Raw genomic sequence first — 16,702 nt, 5'->3', positions numbered from 1 at the left:
CACCTAAAACAGTTCAATATCCGTAACTACATCTTGTTTTTTAAGGCTTTGTAAATAACGAACTTCACGCTTCTCAATGGTATTGTTATGTAGGTTTTTCAACTTTTTCATATGAACTTTACCAGTGTGGGGATGAAAAAATATTTTCCTTGGCCAAGGGCCTCCCATATCATGCGCCACTAAATTAAGGGCTTCCTCTTGAACATAAGCGGTAGCAAAACTAATATTACCCAAACCGATATCAGTCATCGCGCTAATAATTTTCCCCCCACCAAACAGCTTAATTTTTAAGTTTCGACGTGAAGCTCCATTTTTTAGCACTTCGTTTATTAAATATTCCATAGCCCAGTTACCGTAACGACAACTTAAGCTATGTGCATTATTAAGCTCCACTCCTTTTTGAATTGGCAGCATAAAATGGTTCATCCCACCAATTCCTAGTACTTCGTCATAAACGCAAGCCGCAATACATGAACCGAGTACTGTTGAAATAAGTTCATTGTTTTTCGACACATAAAACTCACCAGGGAGCACTTTGGCAACAACGCTCTGCCGACCTGAATCCCAATACCGCTTAATATGCTCAAAGCTAGGTAATACTGTTCTAAATTCCGTGTGCATTACTGCCCTTTTGATACATCGTTTTACCTAAGTTTTTATATTGAGAATGCTCTTTACCCATACTTTCTGAGTGACCTAAGAACAAATGCCCTTGCTCACTCAATATATTAGCGTAGCGTTCAAAAAGCTGATCTTTCGTTTCTTTATCAAAGTAAATAACTACATTACGACATAAAATAAGATCAAAAGGGCCCTTCATTGGCCACTCTTGTAATAAGTTTAAACGTTTAAACGCTATACATTCCTGCAATTTTGGTTTTACTTTATATGCCTCACCATCCTTACTTTTTAAAAACCAACGCTTGAGCTGCTGCTCACTGAGTCCATTAACATTCGCAGCGGTATACATGCCACTTTGCGCTTTTGCTAACACGTTTGAATCTAAATCTGTGGCTAAGATTTTCACATCCCAATCACTCGGAAATGCAGCATTTAATGTCATTGCTAAACTGTAAGGCTCCTCCCCTGTTGAGCAACCAGCAGACCAAAATCTCACGCGTTTACTGTGCTTATTTGTTTTTAAAAGGACAGGTATAAGTTCAGATTTAATAAATTCAAAATGATGAATTTCACGAAAAAAAGATGTTAAGTTCGTTGTTATAGCATTAATGAAGGCATCGAATTCTTGATCTTTATTCTTTTTCAAGAAAGCTAAATATGATTTAAAATCAACAAAGTTTCGCTCTCTAATACGTCTTGCTAAACGCGAATAAACCATTTCTCGTTTATGTTCACCTAGTACAATTCCGCATGCGTTATAAACAAGATCGGCAATCTCTTTAAAATCTCGGTCGGTAAATAAAAACTCTTTCATTATTCACTCTCAATCAAGCCAACAAGCAATGCCTCAATGTAATTACATAACAACGAGGCCGAGAAGGTGAGTTGTTAAAACTCTTCCCATTCATCTGCCGAGTCAACAAAATTATCACCTCGCGTTTTACTGCCAATATAATTATTCTGTGGCCTTTGAGATGGCGCTGGCGTTCGCATCGTAGGTGAAATCATCGCTGTATCTTGCTGACCTAAAGAGAAAAAGTTGAGTAACCGACGCATTTCATTTGCCTGCTCAGCCATAGACTCACCAGCGGCAGAGGCTTGCTCTACTAAAGCAGCATTTTGTTGAGTCATTTCATCCATTTGTGAAATAGCTTTATTTACCTGTTCAATACCGGCGCTTTGCTCTTCGGATGCTTCTGTAATATCAGAAATCATTTGTGTGACTCGTTGTACTGAAACAACAATTTCTTTCAGTGTAGCGCCTGATTCATTAACTAATTGAGAACCATCAGCGACCTTACCTACACTGTCTCTTATTAATTCTTTAATTTCTTTAGCTGCGCCTGCTGAGCGCTGAGCTAAGTTACGAACCTCCCCTGCAACAACCGCAAAGCCTCGCCCTTGTTCACCAGCTCTAGCGGCCTCTACAGCAGCATTAAGCGCCAATAAATTGGTCTGAAATGCTATTTCGTCAATGACCCCAATAATGTCAGCAATTTTTTTGCTTGATTCATTAATCGCCGACATACTCGTGACAGCTCTGTTAACGACTTCGCCACCCTGTATTGCTTTTTCACAGGTTTCTTCTGCCAAATCATTTGCTACTTTAGCGTTATCAGCATTTTGGCGAACGGTACTGGTCATCTCTTCCATGCTTGATGCTGTTTCTTCAAGTGACGAGGCTTGCTCTTCTGTTCGCTGACTCAAATCAGCATTGCCTTGAGATATTTCTTCAGCGCCACTTGCAACTAACGTAGCCGATGAATTTATCCGATTTATAACTTCGGTGAGCTTATCTGCTGTCGTATTTGCATCACGTTTGAGTTTATCAAATGAGCCTTTATATTCTTTCTCGATTCGTTTTGACAAATCACCATTTGCCATAGCATCAAGCATATCTCCAGTATCGGCGACAGCATCATCAACAATTTTAACTAAACTATTTAGCCCTTGAGCTAAACGTAAGAAAAATCCTTCTTTTCCATTTTCAATAACTCTTGTATCTAAATCGCCTTTACCTGCTGCACTAATGAGCGTCGCAATTTCTTTTTCTATAGCAACTTCAGCAGTCCTATCTTCCCATTCCACAATTGTGCCTAACTTTTTACCTTCTTGACTAATCCAAGGTGAAGCTATTAAGGTAAAAGTAACACCTGCTAAAAGTAATTCAGCTTTATGTGGTTTATCCAAATTTTTTAGTAACTCACGTTGGTGCGCAGGGTGCTTATGAAAGTCATCAACACAGGTACCTATAAGATTATCTACAGAAAAGTTTGGTAATACTGTTTGCAGTTCTTTTTCTCGTATTTTAAGCATTTTTTGAACGCAATCGTTCACAAAAATAATATTAAGCTCTTCATCGGCAATCATTACATTTGCCTGGCAAACTTTTAGGGCATTAGCTAAATCGGCTGCCTTTCTAGAAGCTTTTTCAAGCTCTTTTTGCGCTGTAATATTTGTAGCGTACTTAATAACCTTAAAAGGCTTACCATTCATATCATAGATTGGGTTATAAGAGGCTTGTATCCAAATTTCTTGGCCTTGCTTTCCTATTCGTAAATACTCACCTGAATCAAACTCGCCTCGACCAAGTTTAGTCCAAAACTCTTTGTATTCATTGCTATTTGCATATTCCGGTGCGACAAATAATCTATGATGCTGACCTTTAATTTCATCAAGCTGATAACCAAGAGCATTTAAAAAATTATCATTAGCGCTAATAATACTGCCATCTAAACTAAATTCGATAACCGCTTGGGATTTACTAATTGCACTAATTTGTCCGGCAGCATTTGCCGATACCAACTTTTGATCTGTGATATCTGTAGCAAGTTTAACGACTTTGAGTACTTGGCCCTCAGAGTTAATAATTGGATTGTAAGTAGCCTGAATCCAAACCTCTTTACCACTTTTAGCAAAACGCTTAAATTCATCGGAAATAAACTCGCCATTGCGAAGACGCTGCCAAAAATTTTTGTAGTCATTACTTTTAGCATCATCATAATCTACAAATAAAGAATGGTGTTGTCCTTGTACGTCTTCTAATTGGTATTCCATTACGCTAAGAAAGTTAGCATTTGCGGTAATTATTATTCCGCTTGGCTCAAACTCAATCACAGCTAATGACTTATTTAATGCGCTTACAATTAAATCATTACTTGATTCTGACTGTTTTGGATTACTAAACCATCCCATGCCCATCACCACCTTTAAGTTTATTTTTTATTACTTTATTTAGTTATTTTATAAACTAAATATTCATTGTTTTTTGTAAGTCGATCAACGCCACCATTTTATCGCCCACATTGACCAACCCAGCAACGTACTCACAATTATTTGATTCAGATAAACTAGGAACAGCTTTAGCATCTTGCTCTACAATACTGTAAACATCTGAGACTGCATCTACTGCAATACCTATAATTTTACTGCCCTGTTCAAACTCTATTTTTATAACAATAACCACTGTCAATGATCCATAATCAGTACTTGGTAAGCCAAACCGTAAACGTAAATCAATAATTGGCACAATTGTACCCCGCAAGTTAATTACGCCTTTTACAAACTCAGGTGCGTTAGGTAGTACTGTAATTTCCTCCCAGCTACGAATTTCTTGTACTGTTAGAATATCAACGCCGTACTCTTCATCAGCCATAATAAAAGTTAAAAATTGCTTCACTCCTTGTTGCTGCTGAAGGTTTAATTGGTTACTTAACTGGCTTTGCTCTGAGTTCATAACGCCTCCAAAGTGGCTTGCGTTTCAATGGTTAGTTCTTGACTGCCTGGTTTTTTTAAACCTGAGAGCTTTATTAAGCCACTAATGTCCACAATCAGCGATACGCGCCCATCTCCTAAAATAGTGGCACCCGATACGCCATCAACTTTGTGATAGTTAGCTTCTAAACTTTTAATCACAACCTGTTGCTGAGACAATAAATCATCAACTAAAAGTCCTACTTTTTGGTTATCAGTTTCAACTACTACGAGTAATGTTTTATCTAAAGACTCAATCGCATTTTGATGATTAAAAATAGCGTATAGACGTAAAATAGGAATATATTCATCTCGAAGTCTGAGTACATCAAGGTCTTTACCCACTCGACTTACTTTTGTGATATCAATTTGTAATGACTCAACAATCGAAATGAGCGGTATAATATAGGTATGTTGAGCGACTTTAACGAGCTGACCATCTAAAATAGCTAGCGTAAGCGGTAATCGAATTGTGAATGTTGAACCAATACCAGGGGCCGATGTTACTTCAACTGAACCATTTAAAGATTGAATGTTACGCTTAACAACATCCATGCCTACACCTCGACCCGATAGCTCACTCACTTCATCCATAGTAGAGAAGCCAGGCATAAAAATTAGTTCATTGATTTCATTGTCCGTTAAATTACTATCGGCTGTAATTAACTCATTTGCGATTGCTTTTTCTTTAATTTTTTTGGTATTAAGGCCTTGACCATCATCCATTATCTCAATAACAATATTACCGCCTTGATGAAATGCATTTAACGTGACAATTCCCACTGGATTTTTTCCTGCAAGCACTCTTTGATCTACGGTTTCTAACCCATGATCAAGCGAGTTTCTAAGCAAGTGCACCATAGGATCTGAAATTTTTTCCATTACGGTTTTATCAAGTTCGGTTTGCTCACCAATCAACTTAAGCTCGACTTTCTTATTTAGCTTTTGTGCTATGTCGCGTACCAATCGAGGAAAGCGACTAAATACAAAATTAATTGGTAACATACGAATACGCATTACGTTTTCTTGTAAGTCACGTGTATTGTGTGCAAGTTGCGCTAAACCCTCTTTCAACGACGTAATCGTAGTTGATGTTATTTCCTGTTCACTTAGCTGATTCAGCATAGCTTGAGTAATTACCAGTTCACCAACCATGTTTATTAATGAGTCAACCTTATCAATGCCAACACGGATTGAGGTTGACTCTGGCGCACTAGCGACTTTTTTATCTTTATTGCTACTTGGTTTTGATTTGGCGGGTAAGGTTGTTATTTTTTCTAATTTTTCAGGTTGATCTGAGAGAGCTAAATCATGGTTATGATCTGAGATACTAGCTGGTTGTTCATCATCAAATGATCTTACACATAATTCAACTGTAATATCTGCATCATCTTCTACCCATTCAAAGACTTCTTTTATCGCCTTTTCGTCATGGCTTGTATTTAAAAAAAAGCGCCAGTGTAAAAAACATTCATCATAACTTAACTCCGTAATATCAGGCACTGAATCATAAAAAACGGTTGTTTTTAATTCACCTAACTCAGCAAGTTCACTGATCATGTACAGCGGCTCATTTCCTGTTTTAAATAAGTGATGATGAGGCTTAAAGTTAATTTGATATGTGTTGCTAGTCGATAGCACAGCTTCGTTTTGTGGCTTACTCTCCAATACGTTGTCTTTTTTCTCTAACACATGTTCAAATTGCATCCGCAAAGCATTAGCTTCAGTTAAATCAGACGCTTGATCTGCTTGAAGCGCGGCAAGTAAACCTCGCAAGCAATCAACTGCTTTGAGTAATAAATTAACGTGTTCAGTGCTAAGTTCTCGCTCTCCTTGGCGGATCTGGTCTAATAGTGTTTCAAGTACATGGGTAAAATCAGCAACAGAACTAAAACCAAAAGTACCACTTCCCCCTTTAATTGAGTGAGCAGCTCTAAAAATAGTGTTGATAGTTTCTAAGTCTTCCTCACCTGGCACTAAGTTTAAAAGCTCAGCCTCCATAGTATCTAGGCCTTCAAAACTCTCTTCAAAGAAAACTTCAAAAAATTGACTCAAATCTATACTCACACAATACTCCTTCGCTAGCGAATAACCTTTTTAATAACGGCTAATAGCTGTTCTGGGTTAAACGGTTTAACTATCCAACCTGTTGCGCCAGCGGCTTTACCTTCTACTTTTTTTTCTAAGCCCGACTCTGTAGTGAGCATAAGTAATGGTGTAAATTTATAATTAGGTAAGCCTCGCAGCTCTCTAATCAACGTAATACCATCCATTATTGGCATGTTTACATCCGAAATTACGACATCAAAATCTTGTTGTTTAGCGATAGCTAACGCTTCACTTCCATCTTTTGCTTCAATTACATCAAACCCTGCTGTTTTTAGAGTAAAACTTACCATTTGACGCATTGATGCTGAGTCATCAACCGCTAAAATTTTTTTCATATGAATTCCTAACCTTTACTTTCAAGTATTAAGTAATGACTTAAACCGAGTTGCTCAATTGAATGTGTTAATGCTTCACTCGCCCCTACCCAAATTATTTTATGCTTAATGATAAGCAGATGTTTTTGCAAAGCACATAAAAGTTGAATTGAGGCAGTATCGGCAGACATTACATCGCTAATATCAAGACAAATATCATTATTACTATTGAGTTCTTTTAGTAAATCTTGATGCAGTGTTTCAGCTTGCATAATGACAAGTTCACGTGGAAGTTTTAACATTTAGTAAGTGCATTCCTTGTCAATTTATTTCATAACAAAAGCTTAGACCTAGTTATTAAAAATGCCATAAAAGGGCCTAAAAAAATTAAATTAATTTTTGTAACAGGAATGAAAAACAAAAAAAAGGAGCATAAAGCTCCTTTAAAATACATGAAAAGTTAAAAACTAGTTTTTATAGTAATCGGCTATTTTTTTAAACTCTTCGGTTAAAGTCGTCGCATTAATTAATGGCACACTACCTTGTTTAAATTCGGGTTTAAAAATAGCTCTTACGGCTCCATTTTGATCAACCATAGCGACCGAAGCACTATGATCAACTGCATATTCTGATTCACTACTATCGCTAATGGCGTAAATTAAGCCAAGCTCTCGAACAACAGGAAAAAGGTGTTTATGTTCCCCTGATACAGCTAAAAAATCAGGGTTAAAGTAATCTATATATTGCTTTCGTTTAGCTGGTGTATCGCGTTTTGGATCAACCGATAAAAACCAAACTTGTAGCGGATAATCTGCCTGTAAGTTTTTATAAACAGCATTTAACTTAGCTAGTGTTAATGGACAAATATCTGGGCAGCTTGTGTAGCCTAAAAATACTAAATTCCACTGTCCTAAAAATTGTTGCTTAGTCACTAATTCGCCGCGCTGATCGTTTAACGTAAAATCAGACAGTGGCTTTGCATTTTCGTAAACTAATGCATCTACATCTGGTGGACTATTTTCATTTGAACATGCTGATAAAAACAAAACTAAAACAACAATTAATCCAAGCCATAACTGCTTCATAAAGGGAGCCATTTATCTATAAATAAGATTACAAAGAGTACCATTAAATGAATAATCGAAAAACGAAATAAGCCCATTGCAGTCTCATCATTTCCAGCAATTTTTAATTTGACCGCCTTATATATAAACACTGCATTTAATACACATGCGCCTATTAAATAAATTACTCCAGACATACCGATTAAATAAGGCAATACGCAAACAACAGCGAGTAAAACAGAGTAGGCAACGACGCAGGTTTTACAAAAGTCGATTCCATGGGTTACCGGTAACATAGGGATTTTAGCGCGTTCGTAATCACTTTTTCGTGCTATAGCCAGCGCCCAAAAGTGTGGCGGAGTCCAGGTAAATATTATCATTACAAGTAACCAAGGGGCTGCTGCCATTTGGTTTGTTTCTGACACCCAACCTAATAATGGAGGCATTGCGCCAGCCAACCCACCTATAACAATATTTTGCGGTGTAGCACGCTTTAAAAATGATGTATAAACAAATGCATAACCTACCAATGCAAATAACGTTAATATAGCGGTTAAGGTATTAGCCCACACCATTAGCATAATAAAACCAGCAACCCCAATAATAGCTGCAAAGCTAAGCGCATGTGTTTTACTTAGACGCCCTTTAGCCACAGGACGATGACGAGTCCTTGCCATTTTTGAGTCTATCTCGCTATCAACCACGTGATTAATAACCGCTGCAGCAGCAGAAAGTAGCCCTATACCTAACAAGCTAATAAACTGTACAGCCATACCACGCCCTACATCGGGAGCCAGCGCTAAACCAACCCAAGCTGTTAGTACCAGCATGGCTACCACTTTAAATTTACTAATTGCTAAGTAGTCTTGCAGCAAACTATGAGTACGCGAAATTAGCGATTGAGTATTAACGGGTAGCAGTATTTTTTTATCAATAATAAGTGCCATTACATTTCCCCTTTATGTGCGTGATTTTAGGTAATAACACAACCTAACCATGCTTAATAACAGTATGGCAGCCATCAAATTATGCGCCAGTGCAACTCCCAACGGAATATGCAAATGTACTAAAATAAGCCCTAAGCTAATTTGGCAAAGCAGGACAAGTAATACGCTCACCACGCAATTTTTAATTTTTTTAGAGTACGCTTGGCTGTATATTTTCCACATAATTAGCGCCAGAACGATGCAAGTAACCAGTGCCCAAATGCGGTGTAATAAATGAATAGACATACGCGCTTGCTGCGATAACACACCAAACTCATAATTACTGTGCTCAAGTGGTAATTGAAATACGCTACTCAATGAAAACGGTTGTGCGTAATTACACAATGGCAAACCACTACAATGAGGAGCGGCGTAATTTGCAGCCAGCCAACCACCAAGTGCAATTTGGATAATTAATACACTGAGCGCTACTAAACTTAAACCAAAATAGCGTTTTGCGCCGCTATCGCCACCCATAATAGGTTTTGCGGTTAGCCGTAAATATAAAAGCGTTATAAGTGACAAAATACTAAAGCCACCTAATAAGTGGCCCATTACAATAAGCGGCTGAAGGTTCATGGTTACTGTCCACATACCAAGGGCAGCCTGAAACACCACGAGTAGAAGTAAAGCTAAAGGCAGTTTAACTGGCGTAGTTGGATATTGGCGCTTTAAAAAAGCCAACACAAATAAACCTAAAATAAGTAAACCTAAAGCACCTGCAAAGTAGCGATGAATCATTTCTTTCCACGCTTTTGCTGTTTCGAACATCATATCGGGGTAGCTTTGAGTTGCTAAGGCTATGTCAGCCTCATGCTTAGGTACCGTTAAAAAGCCATAACAACCAGGCCAGTCGGGGCACCCTAAACCTGCATCGCTTAAGCGGGTGTACGCACCTAAAGCAACTACAATCAAAGCGAGTAACCCTGTTATTAATACTAAGTTTTTATAATTTTTATACATCAGATACTCCAACTTAAGCTCAGCTTAGTTAGCTAGAACGAGAATAGTTAAGTAATTTTTTTAGATCTTTTAATAACCCTTTTTGTACTAAACGGTTTTCTTGTGGCTCAGCCTTAAAGGGATATTCAAGTACCACTAACCCCATATGATCAATTAAATATAAACTTGCAGGATTTAAACTCTGTTGCTCTGTAATAATTTTCCATGGTAGATTTTTATTGTCGGGACTTCCCATTACAGCCATATCAACCTTGCCTTGGTTTTTACCAAGTGCCACATATAAGTTATTCAGTGCATTGAGCTGTTCGCTGCATGGGGTGTTACATTCGTTTGAATAATTAAGTGCAATAGTCCATTGTTTGGGATTATTTTGCGGCCAATTTTTAAGTTTTATTTCTTGGCTTAAAAACTCACCATTATTAGTAATTGCAGTAGGCAACCAATCAGACTTTAAAGCGCCATATGCCAAAGCTAATGGGATTGCGCAGCAGCCCACAAACAACAAAAGGGGATTATTTTTCATTATGTGTCCTTTTTTTACTCGCAAAAATAGCCACAACAGCACATGCAACAGCAATTAAAAACCATTGCACAGCGTAGGCATTATGCTTTTGAGGGCTCATAACAACGGCCTCATAATGAGGTGTTGCAATCTCATCACCAGTACCTTGTCTGTAAGCCATAAAATTAATTAATGATTGCTGGCTTTGAGTGCTCAACATATCCAAGTCGATAGATTGGATTCTTGTAGGTAAGTCGTTATTTGTAGTTTTATCTTCAAGCGTAAAGCTACTTAAATTATTTTCTTTTATTTGCGCTTTAAGAATAAAAATACCTGTAGGCAGAGTAACCTTTGGCAGTGCATCTCTAGATATAGGCGCTTTTACCCATCCTAAATTAACTAAAATCACTTTTTCTTCGGTGTCTGGCTTTAGTAAAGCAAGTAAGTCGTACCCTACTTGCCCGTTATAAACTTGATTATCTAAAAGCCAATATTGGTTTTGCACAAATCGCCCTTTTAACTCAACCAATACACCAGTTTTGTTCCAGCTATCAGGCAGGTTAAGTAATTGAGACCAGCTCATCACACCTCGAGTCTGTTGCTTAGCAATAGCGGTTAGTTGTTGCTGCTTTTGCTCACCTCGCTCCAACTGCCAAAACCCTAATCGCACACACACAAGTACAACAACCACAACCATACAAAGTGTGATTAGTGAGCTAAGCTTTTGTTTGTGCCATAAAACTAACTGCATAAAGGGTCAACTCAGTGATTATTAAAATTATTATCGTACTGTTGTTAATATTTATACTTTTTAACTTATTTAGAGCATTGTTTATTATGGTGTCAGGGAAAACTGAGGGACGACCTATGTCTCACTTTTTAGGTCGTCGCGTATTGTTTTCGGTCGTTGTTTTAGTTGTTGTTATTGCAGCGCTTAAACTTGGTTTTATTAAAGCAAATAATTCGCCAATAAACGCTACAGCACATATACAAATACAAACAAACACAGCCACACCACATCTACAAAGTGCCAATACCAAGCAGCTGCTTGAAAAGCAAAGTGCTTATCTTTAGTAAAGTGCCCTTTTAATATCCGTAAAAATATTACAAATAAAAGTACGGTTCCTAGCGTTACATGCATGCCATGAAAACCAGTCAATAGAAAGAACGTATTACCGTAAATGCCCGCATCTAGCGTTAGATTAAGGTCATTATATGCATGCATGTACTCCTCAACTTGCAGCCCTAAAAAGCAAACGCCCAATAAAATAGTAGCGCCTAAAAAAACCTTAAGTGGAGTGCGTTTATTGTTTTCCATCGCTACGTGGGCAAAATGTAAAGTAACTGAGGAAGTAAGCAGTATTAAGGTATTTATAAGTGGTAAGCCTTGCCAGCCCATAGCTTGAGTAGTTTCGCCAGCAGGTGTTGAAACTAGCGGCCAAACGGCTTCAAAAGTAGGCCATAATACCTCGTTAGTCATTGCATTATTGCCTGCGCCTCCAAGCCAAGGTACCGACAATACCCGTGCATAAAAAAGCGCACCAAAAAAGGCCATAAAAAACATAACTTCAGAAAAAATAAACCAGCTCATACCTTGTCTAAAAGAGCGATCCATTTGTGCTGAGTACAGACCTTGGTCCGATTCACTAATTACATTTTTAAACCAGCTAAACAACATATACACAAGTACAGCAATACCGGTATAAAGCAGGTAAACCCCGCTACCTCCTTCTTTGCCTACACTCATAACTGTTAAGCCGGCCCCTACTGCAATAAAAAACAATGCAATAGCGCCCACAATAGGCCACGGGCTTTGTTCTGGTACATAATAATGCTCATATTCTTGATTCATTTTATTACTCCTAGTTTCACACTAGTTTAAAAAGCTAGTTATTACTTGCCACCAGCTGTTCACTAATATCAAATACGGTATAAGATAAAGTTAATTCTTCAATGTCGCTTGGCAGTGCGGTATCAACATAAAAAAGCAATTTAAATTCAAGTTCTTCCCCTGCTTTTAGAGGTTGCTGATCAAAGCAAAAACAGGCTATTTTATGTAAATACTTTGCCGCTTTACCTGGCGAAACTGATGGTACAGCCTGCATTACTTTATCTAGGTTGCTGTTATTTTTTGCACTAAACATTACTTCACGCATTGCACCGGGTTTTACCACTAAACTGTATTCTTTTGATTTAACTTCAAACGGTGCACCACTTTGTGCGTGGGTAGTAAAGCTAACGCCAACTTCTCGGTTTTGTACTATTTGTGTACTTTGCTCTGCTTGCTCAAGCGAAGGCTTTCCATTAAGCCCTGTTACATCACAAAACACGTCATACAAAGGTACTAAAGCAAAGGCAAAGGCAAACATGCCTATGCAAATAAGTACCAAACGTTTGAGTAGCGGTGCGTGTGTCATTACTTGATTACCGGCGGCGTAGAAAAAGTATGATATGGCGCTGGAGAGTCAACTTCCCACTCAAGACCTTCTGCCCCTTCCCATACTTTTGCAGGCACTTTATCACCGCCACGCGCGCATTTAATTACCACAACTACAAACAACAATTGCGATAAACCAAAGGCAAATCCACCAATACTTATGATTGCGTTAAAGTCGGCAAATTGAAGTGCATAATCGGGAATTCGACGCGGCATACCGGCAAGCCCTACAAAATGCATAGGAAAAAACAATACGTTCACACTCACCAGCGATAGCCAAAAATGCCATTTAGCTAGCGTGATATTAAACATATTGCCCGTCCACTTGGGCAGCCAGTAATAGGCCCCCGCCATTATCGAAAATACAGCCCCTGTTACTAATACATAATGAAAATGCGCCACTACAAAATAAGTATCGTGGTACTGAAAGTCAGCAGGTGTAATTGCCAGCATCAACCCCGAAAAGCCACCTAAGGTAAACAGCACAATAAACGCAATACTAAAAAGCATTGGCACTTCAAAAGTTATTGAGCCTTTCCACATTGTGGCAACCCAATTAAATACTTTTACTCCTGTAGGTACCGATATAAGCATGGTCGCGTACATAAAAAACAACTCGCCAGCGACCGGCATCCCAGTAGTAAACATATGATGAGCCCATACAATAAAGCTCAATAGTGCTATGGAGGATGTGGCGTATACCATTGAGGCATAACCAAAAAGTTTTTTACGAGAAAAGGTAGGTACTATTGTAGATATAATGCCAAAGGCAGGAAGAATCATTATGTATACTTCGGGGTGACCAAAAAACCAAAAAATGTGTTGGAACATCACCGGGTCGCCACCGCCTGCGGCATCAAAAAAGCTGGTCGCAAAGTACTTATCGGTAAGTACCATAGTGACAGCCCCTGCAAGTACTGGCATTACCGCTATTAATAAAAAGGCAGTAATTAACCACGTCCATACAAATAAGGGCAACTTCATCCATGTCATGCCTGGGGCACGTAAGTTCACTATGGTTACAATCACATTGATTGCGCCCATTATTGAGCTAATTCCCATAATATGTACGGCAAATACAAACAATGCAGTATTATCATTACTGTATGTTGTGGACAGTGGTGCATAAAAAGTCCAACCAAATGCAGGACCCCCACCAGGCATAAATAACGATGCCAATAGGATTAAGAACGCAAACGGTAAAATCCAAAAGCTCCAGTTATTCATTCTTGGCAATGCCATATCTGGCGCGCCAATCATGAGTGGTATCATCCAGTTAGCAAGGCCTGTAAAGGCTGGCATAACCGCACCAAACACCATAATTAAACCATGCACTGTGGTCATTTGATTAAAAAAGTGAGGGTCGACCAACTGTAAACCTGGTTGAAATAGTTCAGCTCTGATCACCATAGCCATTGCGCCACCAATTAAGAACATGGTCAGCGAAAAAATTAAATATAAACTACCTATATCTTTATGATTAGTTGTGTAAAGCCAGCGTTTAAAACCTTTAGCTGGGTGATGAGCATGATGAGCTTCATTGGCGTTAGGTTGTTCTACTATGCTACTCATTAGTTCGCCTCCACTTTGGCATCAAGTGCTGTCTGTATTTGACTCGGTTGAATAACATCACCCGTATCATTACCCCACGCATTACGTTTATAAGTAATAACCGCAGCTAATTGCTTTATAGATAACTGCTTGGCAAAAGCTTGCATTGCCGTACCGGGTCGTCCATGGATAACTACATCAATGTGATCTTTTATATCGCCAAGCACTATCGGACTGCCTTTAAGTGCAGGAAATACACCCGGTAACCCCATGCCCGTAGGCTGATGGCACGCTGCACAATTAGCCATATATACTTGTTCGCCTAAAGTCATTAACTCTTCTTTTGGGAGGGTTTTATCAAGTAATGCGGCATCTGCTAATGCTGCTTTTTGTTTAGCCTGCTTTGCATCTGCTAACCATGTTTTAAAATCAGCCTCAGATTTAGCAACCACCACAACAGGCATGAAGCCATGATCTTTACCACACAGCTCGGCACATTGGCCTCGGTAAGTACCTTCTTCGTTAATATTGGTCCATGTTTCGTTTATAAAGCCGGGGTTCGCATCTTTTTTAACTGCAAAATCAGGTACCCACCAAGAGTGAATAACATCATCAGAAGTCATTAAAAATCGTACTTTTTGATTTATTGGCAGTACAAGAGGCTTATCAACCTCAAGTAAGTAGTTAGGGTTTTTATCTGCAAGATTCGCTATTTCATCTTGCGGGGTAGACAAAATAGAGTAGAACTCTACATCTTCGCCCATATATTCATAATGCCATTTCCATTGCGAACCCGTAATTTTAATAGTGAGATCAGCTTTGCTGGCATCTTCCATTGCAATAAGGGTTTTAGTGGCTGGTACTGCCATAGCAATTAAAATAACAAACGGAATTGCAGTCCAAAGTATTTCTACTTTAGTGCTTTCGTGAAATTGGGCAGGTACAGCCCCTTTAGATTTACGGTGATGAATAAGTGCCCAAAACATAATTGCGAACACTATCACCCCAATCACACAACATATTATAAATATGGTCATGTGCAGCTGATATACATTATTGCTTATATCGGTTACGCCTTTGCGCATATTGTATTGGCTGTTCGCCAAAACTGAGTGCGAAAAAACACATAATATAAGCCACAAGGTAGAGGTCAGTTTACCCATGTGACGGCTCCTTTGATGCTATTGCGAATGCAAAGCGAAGAGGCATACGGCTTAAACGCCAATTCGTTATTTTTATTTTTTTAGCCAATCTTATTTAATATTGATTGGTTTTGCTGCGCCAACAACGAGTTTGTGTATATTGTGTGTTCTCAAAACTAAAAAGCTGTGAGTTATTATTAGCTCAGCACATTAATAATTAGCTAAAAAACGAACAACAAGCAAGTTTTAGTATAAAAAACAATCAGGTGATATTGAGTAATTAATAAAAAGTCAGTAATCAACTAGTCAACAGGAAGTTCAAAATATGAGCAAAACAAAGGGGTTTAACGTATTCGGAGGGGGAAATATAAGTGCAAAAAAATTTACAGCTAAAATAATTAGTTGGCTGTTTACGTCATATTTTTAGTGCTAATGTTAAAACAAAAATGCGTGCTAAAAAGCACGCATTTATAAAAATAAATTAAAAACTACATCCAATCAGCGTTTCTTATAACTCCAACGGCTAAACCTTCTATATTAAAAGATTCATTTTCTAGATCAACTTCAATTGGCGAAAAGTCGTCATTCTCAGCATGCAATAATACTTTTCGGCCTGCTTTTTCAAACCGCTTTACGGTAACATCATCATCAACACGAGCAACTACAACTTGTCCATTTTCTGCAACTTGAGTTTTATGCACAGCTAACAAATCACCATCCATAATACCTATATCTTTCATGCTCATACCGTTAACGCGCAATAAAAAATCAGCAGCTGGTTTAAACATTAATGGATCAATTTTACAATGACTCTCAACGTGCTCTTGCGCCAAAATAGGCTCTCCCGCTGCGACTCGCCCGATAAGAGGTAAACCTAACTGTTCAGGCTCTTCTTCCTCAACAAGTTGAATACCTCGGCTTGCACCTGGTTTCATCTTAATAGCACCTTTTTTAGCAAGCGCTTTTAAATGCTCTTCAGCAGCATTGGCACTTTTAAAGCCTAATGTTTGTGCAATTTCAGCACGTGTAGGAGGCATACCAGTGTCTTTAATAAAAACTTTAACTAATTCGAGAATTTGAGCTTGGCGCTTCGTTAATGGTCGCATACAACTGGTTTTCCATACAGTACATTTAACTGTGAGTATATACAGTTAAATAAAAATCGCAAATTTAAATTACATTGATTGCTTGCTGTTAATAAATCACTTTTACACTTATGTAGAAACAACGACTGCTTACATAAAATAAACATTTGTATCT

Annotated in this window: 18 protein-coding genes; 1 reads left to right on the top strand and 17 read right to left on the bottom strand. The window is 38.3% G+C overall.

All coding sequences use genetic code 11. From position 1 onward, the window contains the following. Positions 1–3: 3 nt before the first annotated feature. The 12 genes from cheD to AOR04_RS00790 all read right to left on the bottom strand — a co-directional run bounded on the left by cheD (position 4) and on the right by AOR04_RS00790 (position 11,063). A complete protein-coding gene (cheD, locus tag AOR04_RS00845) occupies positions 4–621 on the bottom strand; it encodes a chemoreceptor glutamine deamidase CheD (RefSeq protein ID WP_096792256.1) in 618 nt (205 codons plus the stop codon). Then, a complete protein-coding gene (locus tag AOR04_RS00840) occupies positions 605–1,435 on the bottom strand; it encodes a CheR family methyltransferase (RefSeq protein WP_096792255.1) in 831 nt (276 codons plus the stop codon). Before AOR04_RS00840 ends, cheD begins: the two co-directional genes overlap by 17 nt. Positions 1,436–1,509: 74 nt before the next feature. Beyond that, positions 1,510–3,816, bottom strand: a complete 2,307-nt coding sequence (locus AOR04_RS00835; protein WP_096794059.1) for a methyl-accepting chemotaxis protein — start codon at positions 3,814–3,816, stop codon at positions 1,510–1,512. Positions 3,817–3,871: 55 nt separating this feature from the next. Then, positions 3,872–4,357, bottom strand: a complete 486-nt coding sequence (locus tag AOR04_RS00830; protein ID WP_096792254.1) for a chemotaxis protein CheW — start codon at positions 4,355–4,357, stop codon at positions 3,872–3,874. Then, a complete protein-coding gene (locus AOR04_RS00825; protein ID WP_096792253.1) occupies positions 4,354–6,441 on the bottom strand; it encodes a chemotaxis protein CheA in 2,088 nt (695 codons plus the stop codon). Before AOR04_RS00825 ends, AOR04_RS00830 begins: the two co-directional genes overlap by 4 nt. 14 nt (positions 6,442–6,455) lie before the next feature. After that, complete coding sequence (locus AOR04_RS00820; protein ID WP_007376405.1) at positions 6,456–6,818, bottom strand: response regulator; 363 nt, start codon at positions 6,816–6,818, stop codon at positions 6,456–6,458. Between the two features lie 8 nt (positions 6,819–6,826). Continuing rightward, the gene (locus AOR04_RS00815; RefSeq protein ID WP_007376404.1) at positions 6,827–7,099 is read right to left on the bottom strand and encodes an STAS domain-containing protein; all 273 of its coding nucleotides are present in this window, start codon (positions 7,097–7,099) and stop codon (positions 6,827–6,829) included. A 165-nt stretch (positions 7,100–7,264) separates the two neighbouring features. Next, complete coding sequence (locus tag AOR04_RS00810; RefSeq protein WP_007376403.1) at positions 7,265–7,882, bottom strand: SCO family protein; 618 nt, start codon at positions 7,880–7,882, stop codon at positions 7,265–7,267. Then, the gene (gene cyoE, locus AOR04_RS00805; protein ID WP_096792252.1) at positions 7,879–8,808 is read right to left on the bottom strand and encodes a heme o synthase; all 930 of its coding nucleotides are present in this window, start codon (positions 8,806–8,808) and stop codon (positions 7,879–7,881) included. The genes AOR04_RS00810 and cyoE overlap by 4 nt, the downstream gene beginning before the upstream one ends. 12 nt (positions 8,809–8,820) lie before the next feature. Continuing rightward, positions 8,821–9,810 (bottom strand): COX15/CtaA family protein, encoded by a 990-nt coding sequence (locus AOR04_RS00800; RefSeq protein ID WP_096792251.1) that lies wholly within the window; start codon positions 9,808–9,810, stop codon positions 8,821–8,823. Between the two features lie 28 nt (positions 9,811–9,838). Then, complete coding sequence (locus AOR04_RS00795) at positions 9,839–10,333, bottom strand: transmembrane cytochrome oxidase associated protein (protein WP_096792250.1); 495 nt, start codon at positions 10,331–10,333, stop codon at positions 9,839–9,841. Then, positions 10,323–11,063 (bottom strand): SURF1 family protein, encoded by a 741-nt coding sequence (locus tag AOR04_RS00790; protein WP_096792249.1) that lies wholly within the window; start codon positions 11,061–11,063, stop codon positions 10,323–10,325. Before AOR04_RS00790 ends, AOR04_RS00795 begins: the two co-directional genes overlap by 11 nt. 14 nt (positions 11,064–11,077) lie before the next feature. Between AOR04_RS00790 and AOR04_RS22075 the strand changes: the two genes are divergently transcribed. Further along, a complete protein-coding gene (locus AOR04_RS22075) occupies positions 11,078–11,386 on the top strand; it encodes a DUF2909 family protein (protein ID WP_081824568.1) in 309 nt (102 codons plus the stop codon). On the opposite strand, the gene AOR04_RS00780 is transcribed toward AOR04_RS22075, so the two are convergent. The 5 genes from AOR04_RS00780 to lexA form a co-directional block, all read right to left on the bottom strand. Then, positions 11,289–12,164, bottom strand: coding sequence for a cytochrome c oxidase subunit 3 (locus AOR04_RS00780; protein WP_096792248.1), 876 nt, complete (start codon positions 12,162–12,164; stop codon positions 11,289–11,291). The two genes, AOR04_RS22075 and AOR04_RS00780, sit on opposite strands and share 98 nt — an antisense overlap. Before the next feature lie 34 nt (positions 12,165–12,198). Continuing rightward, a complete protein-coding gene (locus AOR04_RS00775) occupies positions 12,199–12,729 on the bottom strand; it encodes a cytochrome c oxidase assembly protein (RefSeq protein ID WP_096792247.1) in 531 nt (176 codons plus the stop codon). Then, the gene (ctaD, locus tag AOR04_RS00770; RefSeq protein ID WP_096792246.1) at positions 12,729–14,321 is read right to left on the bottom strand and encodes a cytochrome c oxidase subunit I; all 1,593 of its coding nucleotides are present in this window, start codon (positions 14,319–14,321) and stop codon (positions 12,729–12,731) included. Before ctaD ends, AOR04_RS00775 begins: the two co-directional genes overlap by 1 nt. Further along, the gene (coxB, locus tag AOR04_RS00765) at positions 14,321–15,463 is read right to left on the bottom strand and encodes a cytochrome c oxidase subunit II (RefSeq protein WP_033039608.1); all 1,143 of its coding nucleotides are present in this window, start codon (positions 15,461–15,463) and stop codon (positions 14,321–14,323) included. Before coxB ends, ctaD begins: the two co-directional genes overlap by 1 nt. A 467-nt stretch (positions 15,464–15,930) precedes the next feature. Continuing rightward, on the bottom strand, positions 15,931–16,548 hold the full coding sequence (gene lexA, locus AOR04_RS00760) for a transcriptional repressor LexA (protein WP_007376396.1): 618 nt from the start codon (positions 16,546–16,548) through the stop codon (positions 15,931–15,933). Positions 16,549–16,702: the final 154 nt, after the last annotated feature.

The organism is Pseudoalteromonas sp. 1_2015MBL_MicDiv, assembly GCF_002407505.1.
GTDB classification, from domain to species: Bacteria; Pseudomonadota; Gammaproteobacteria; order Enterobacterales; family Alteromonadaceae; genus Pseudoalteromonas; species Pseudoalteromonas fuliginea.
This window is presented reverse-complemented; position numbering and strand designations above follow the sequence as displayed.

Coding starts and splice junctions, on each gene's coding strand:
- cheD (WP_096792256.1), bottom strand. CDS start 621: ATGCACACGGAATTTAGAACAGTATTACCTAGCTTTGAGCATATTAAG.
- AOR04_RS00840 (WP_096792255.1), bottom strand. CDS start 1,435: ATGAAAGAGTTTTTATTTACCGACCGAGATTTTAAAGAGATTGCCGAT.
- AOR04_RS00835 (WP_096794059.1), bottom strand. CDS start 3,816: ATGGGATGGTTTAGTAATCCAAAACAGTCAGAATCAAGTAATGATTTA.
- AOR04_RS00830 (WP_096792254.1), bottom strand. CDS start 4,357: ATGAACTCAGAGCAAAGCCAGTTAAGTAACCAATTAAACCTTCAGCAG.
- AOR04_RS00820 (WP_007376405.1), bottom strand. CDS start 6,818: ATGAAAAAAATTTTAGCGGTTGATGACTCAGCATCAATGCGTCAAATG.
- AOR04_RS00815 (WP_007376404.1), bottom strand. CDS start 7,099: ATGTTAAAACTTCCACGTGAACTTGTCATTATGCAAGCTGAAACACTG.
- AOR04_RS00810 (WP_007376403.1), bottom strand. CDS start 7,882: ATGAAGCAGTTATGGCTTGGATTAATTGTTGTTTTAGTTTTGTTTTTA.
- cyoE (WP_096792252.1), bottom strand. CDS start 8,808: ATGGCACTTATTATTGATAAAAAAATACTGCTACCCGTTAATACTCAA.
- AOR04_RS00800 (WP_096792251.1), bottom strand. CDS start 9,810: ATGTATAAAAATTATAAAAACTTAGTATTAATAACAGGGTTACTCGCT.
- AOR04_RS00795 (WP_096792250.1), bottom strand. CDS start 10,333: ATGAAAAATAATCCCCTTTTGTTGTTTGTGGGCTGCTGCGCAATCCCA.
- AOR04_RS00790 (WP_096792249.1), bottom strand. CDS start 11,063: ATGCAGTTAGTTTTATGGCACAAACAAAAGCTTAGCTCACTAATCACA.
- AOR04_RS00780 (WP_096792248.1), bottom strand. CDS start 12,164: ATGAATCAAGAATATGAGCATTATTATGTACCAGAACAAAGCCCGTGG.
- AOR04_RS00775 (WP_096792247.1), bottom strand. CDS start 12,729: ATGACACACGCACCGCTACTCAAACGTTTGGTACTTATTTGCATAGGC.
- ctaD (WP_096792246.1), bottom strand. CDS start 14,321: ATGAGTAGCATAGTAGAACAACCTAACGCCAATGAAGCTCATCATGCT.
- coxB (WP_033039608.1), bottom strand. CDS start 15,463: ATGGGTAAACTGACCTCTACCTTGTGGCTTATATTATGTGTTTTTTCG.
- lexA (WP_007376396.1), bottom strand. CDS start 16,548: ATGCGACCATTAACGAAGCGCCAAGCTCAAATTCTCGAATTAGTTAAA.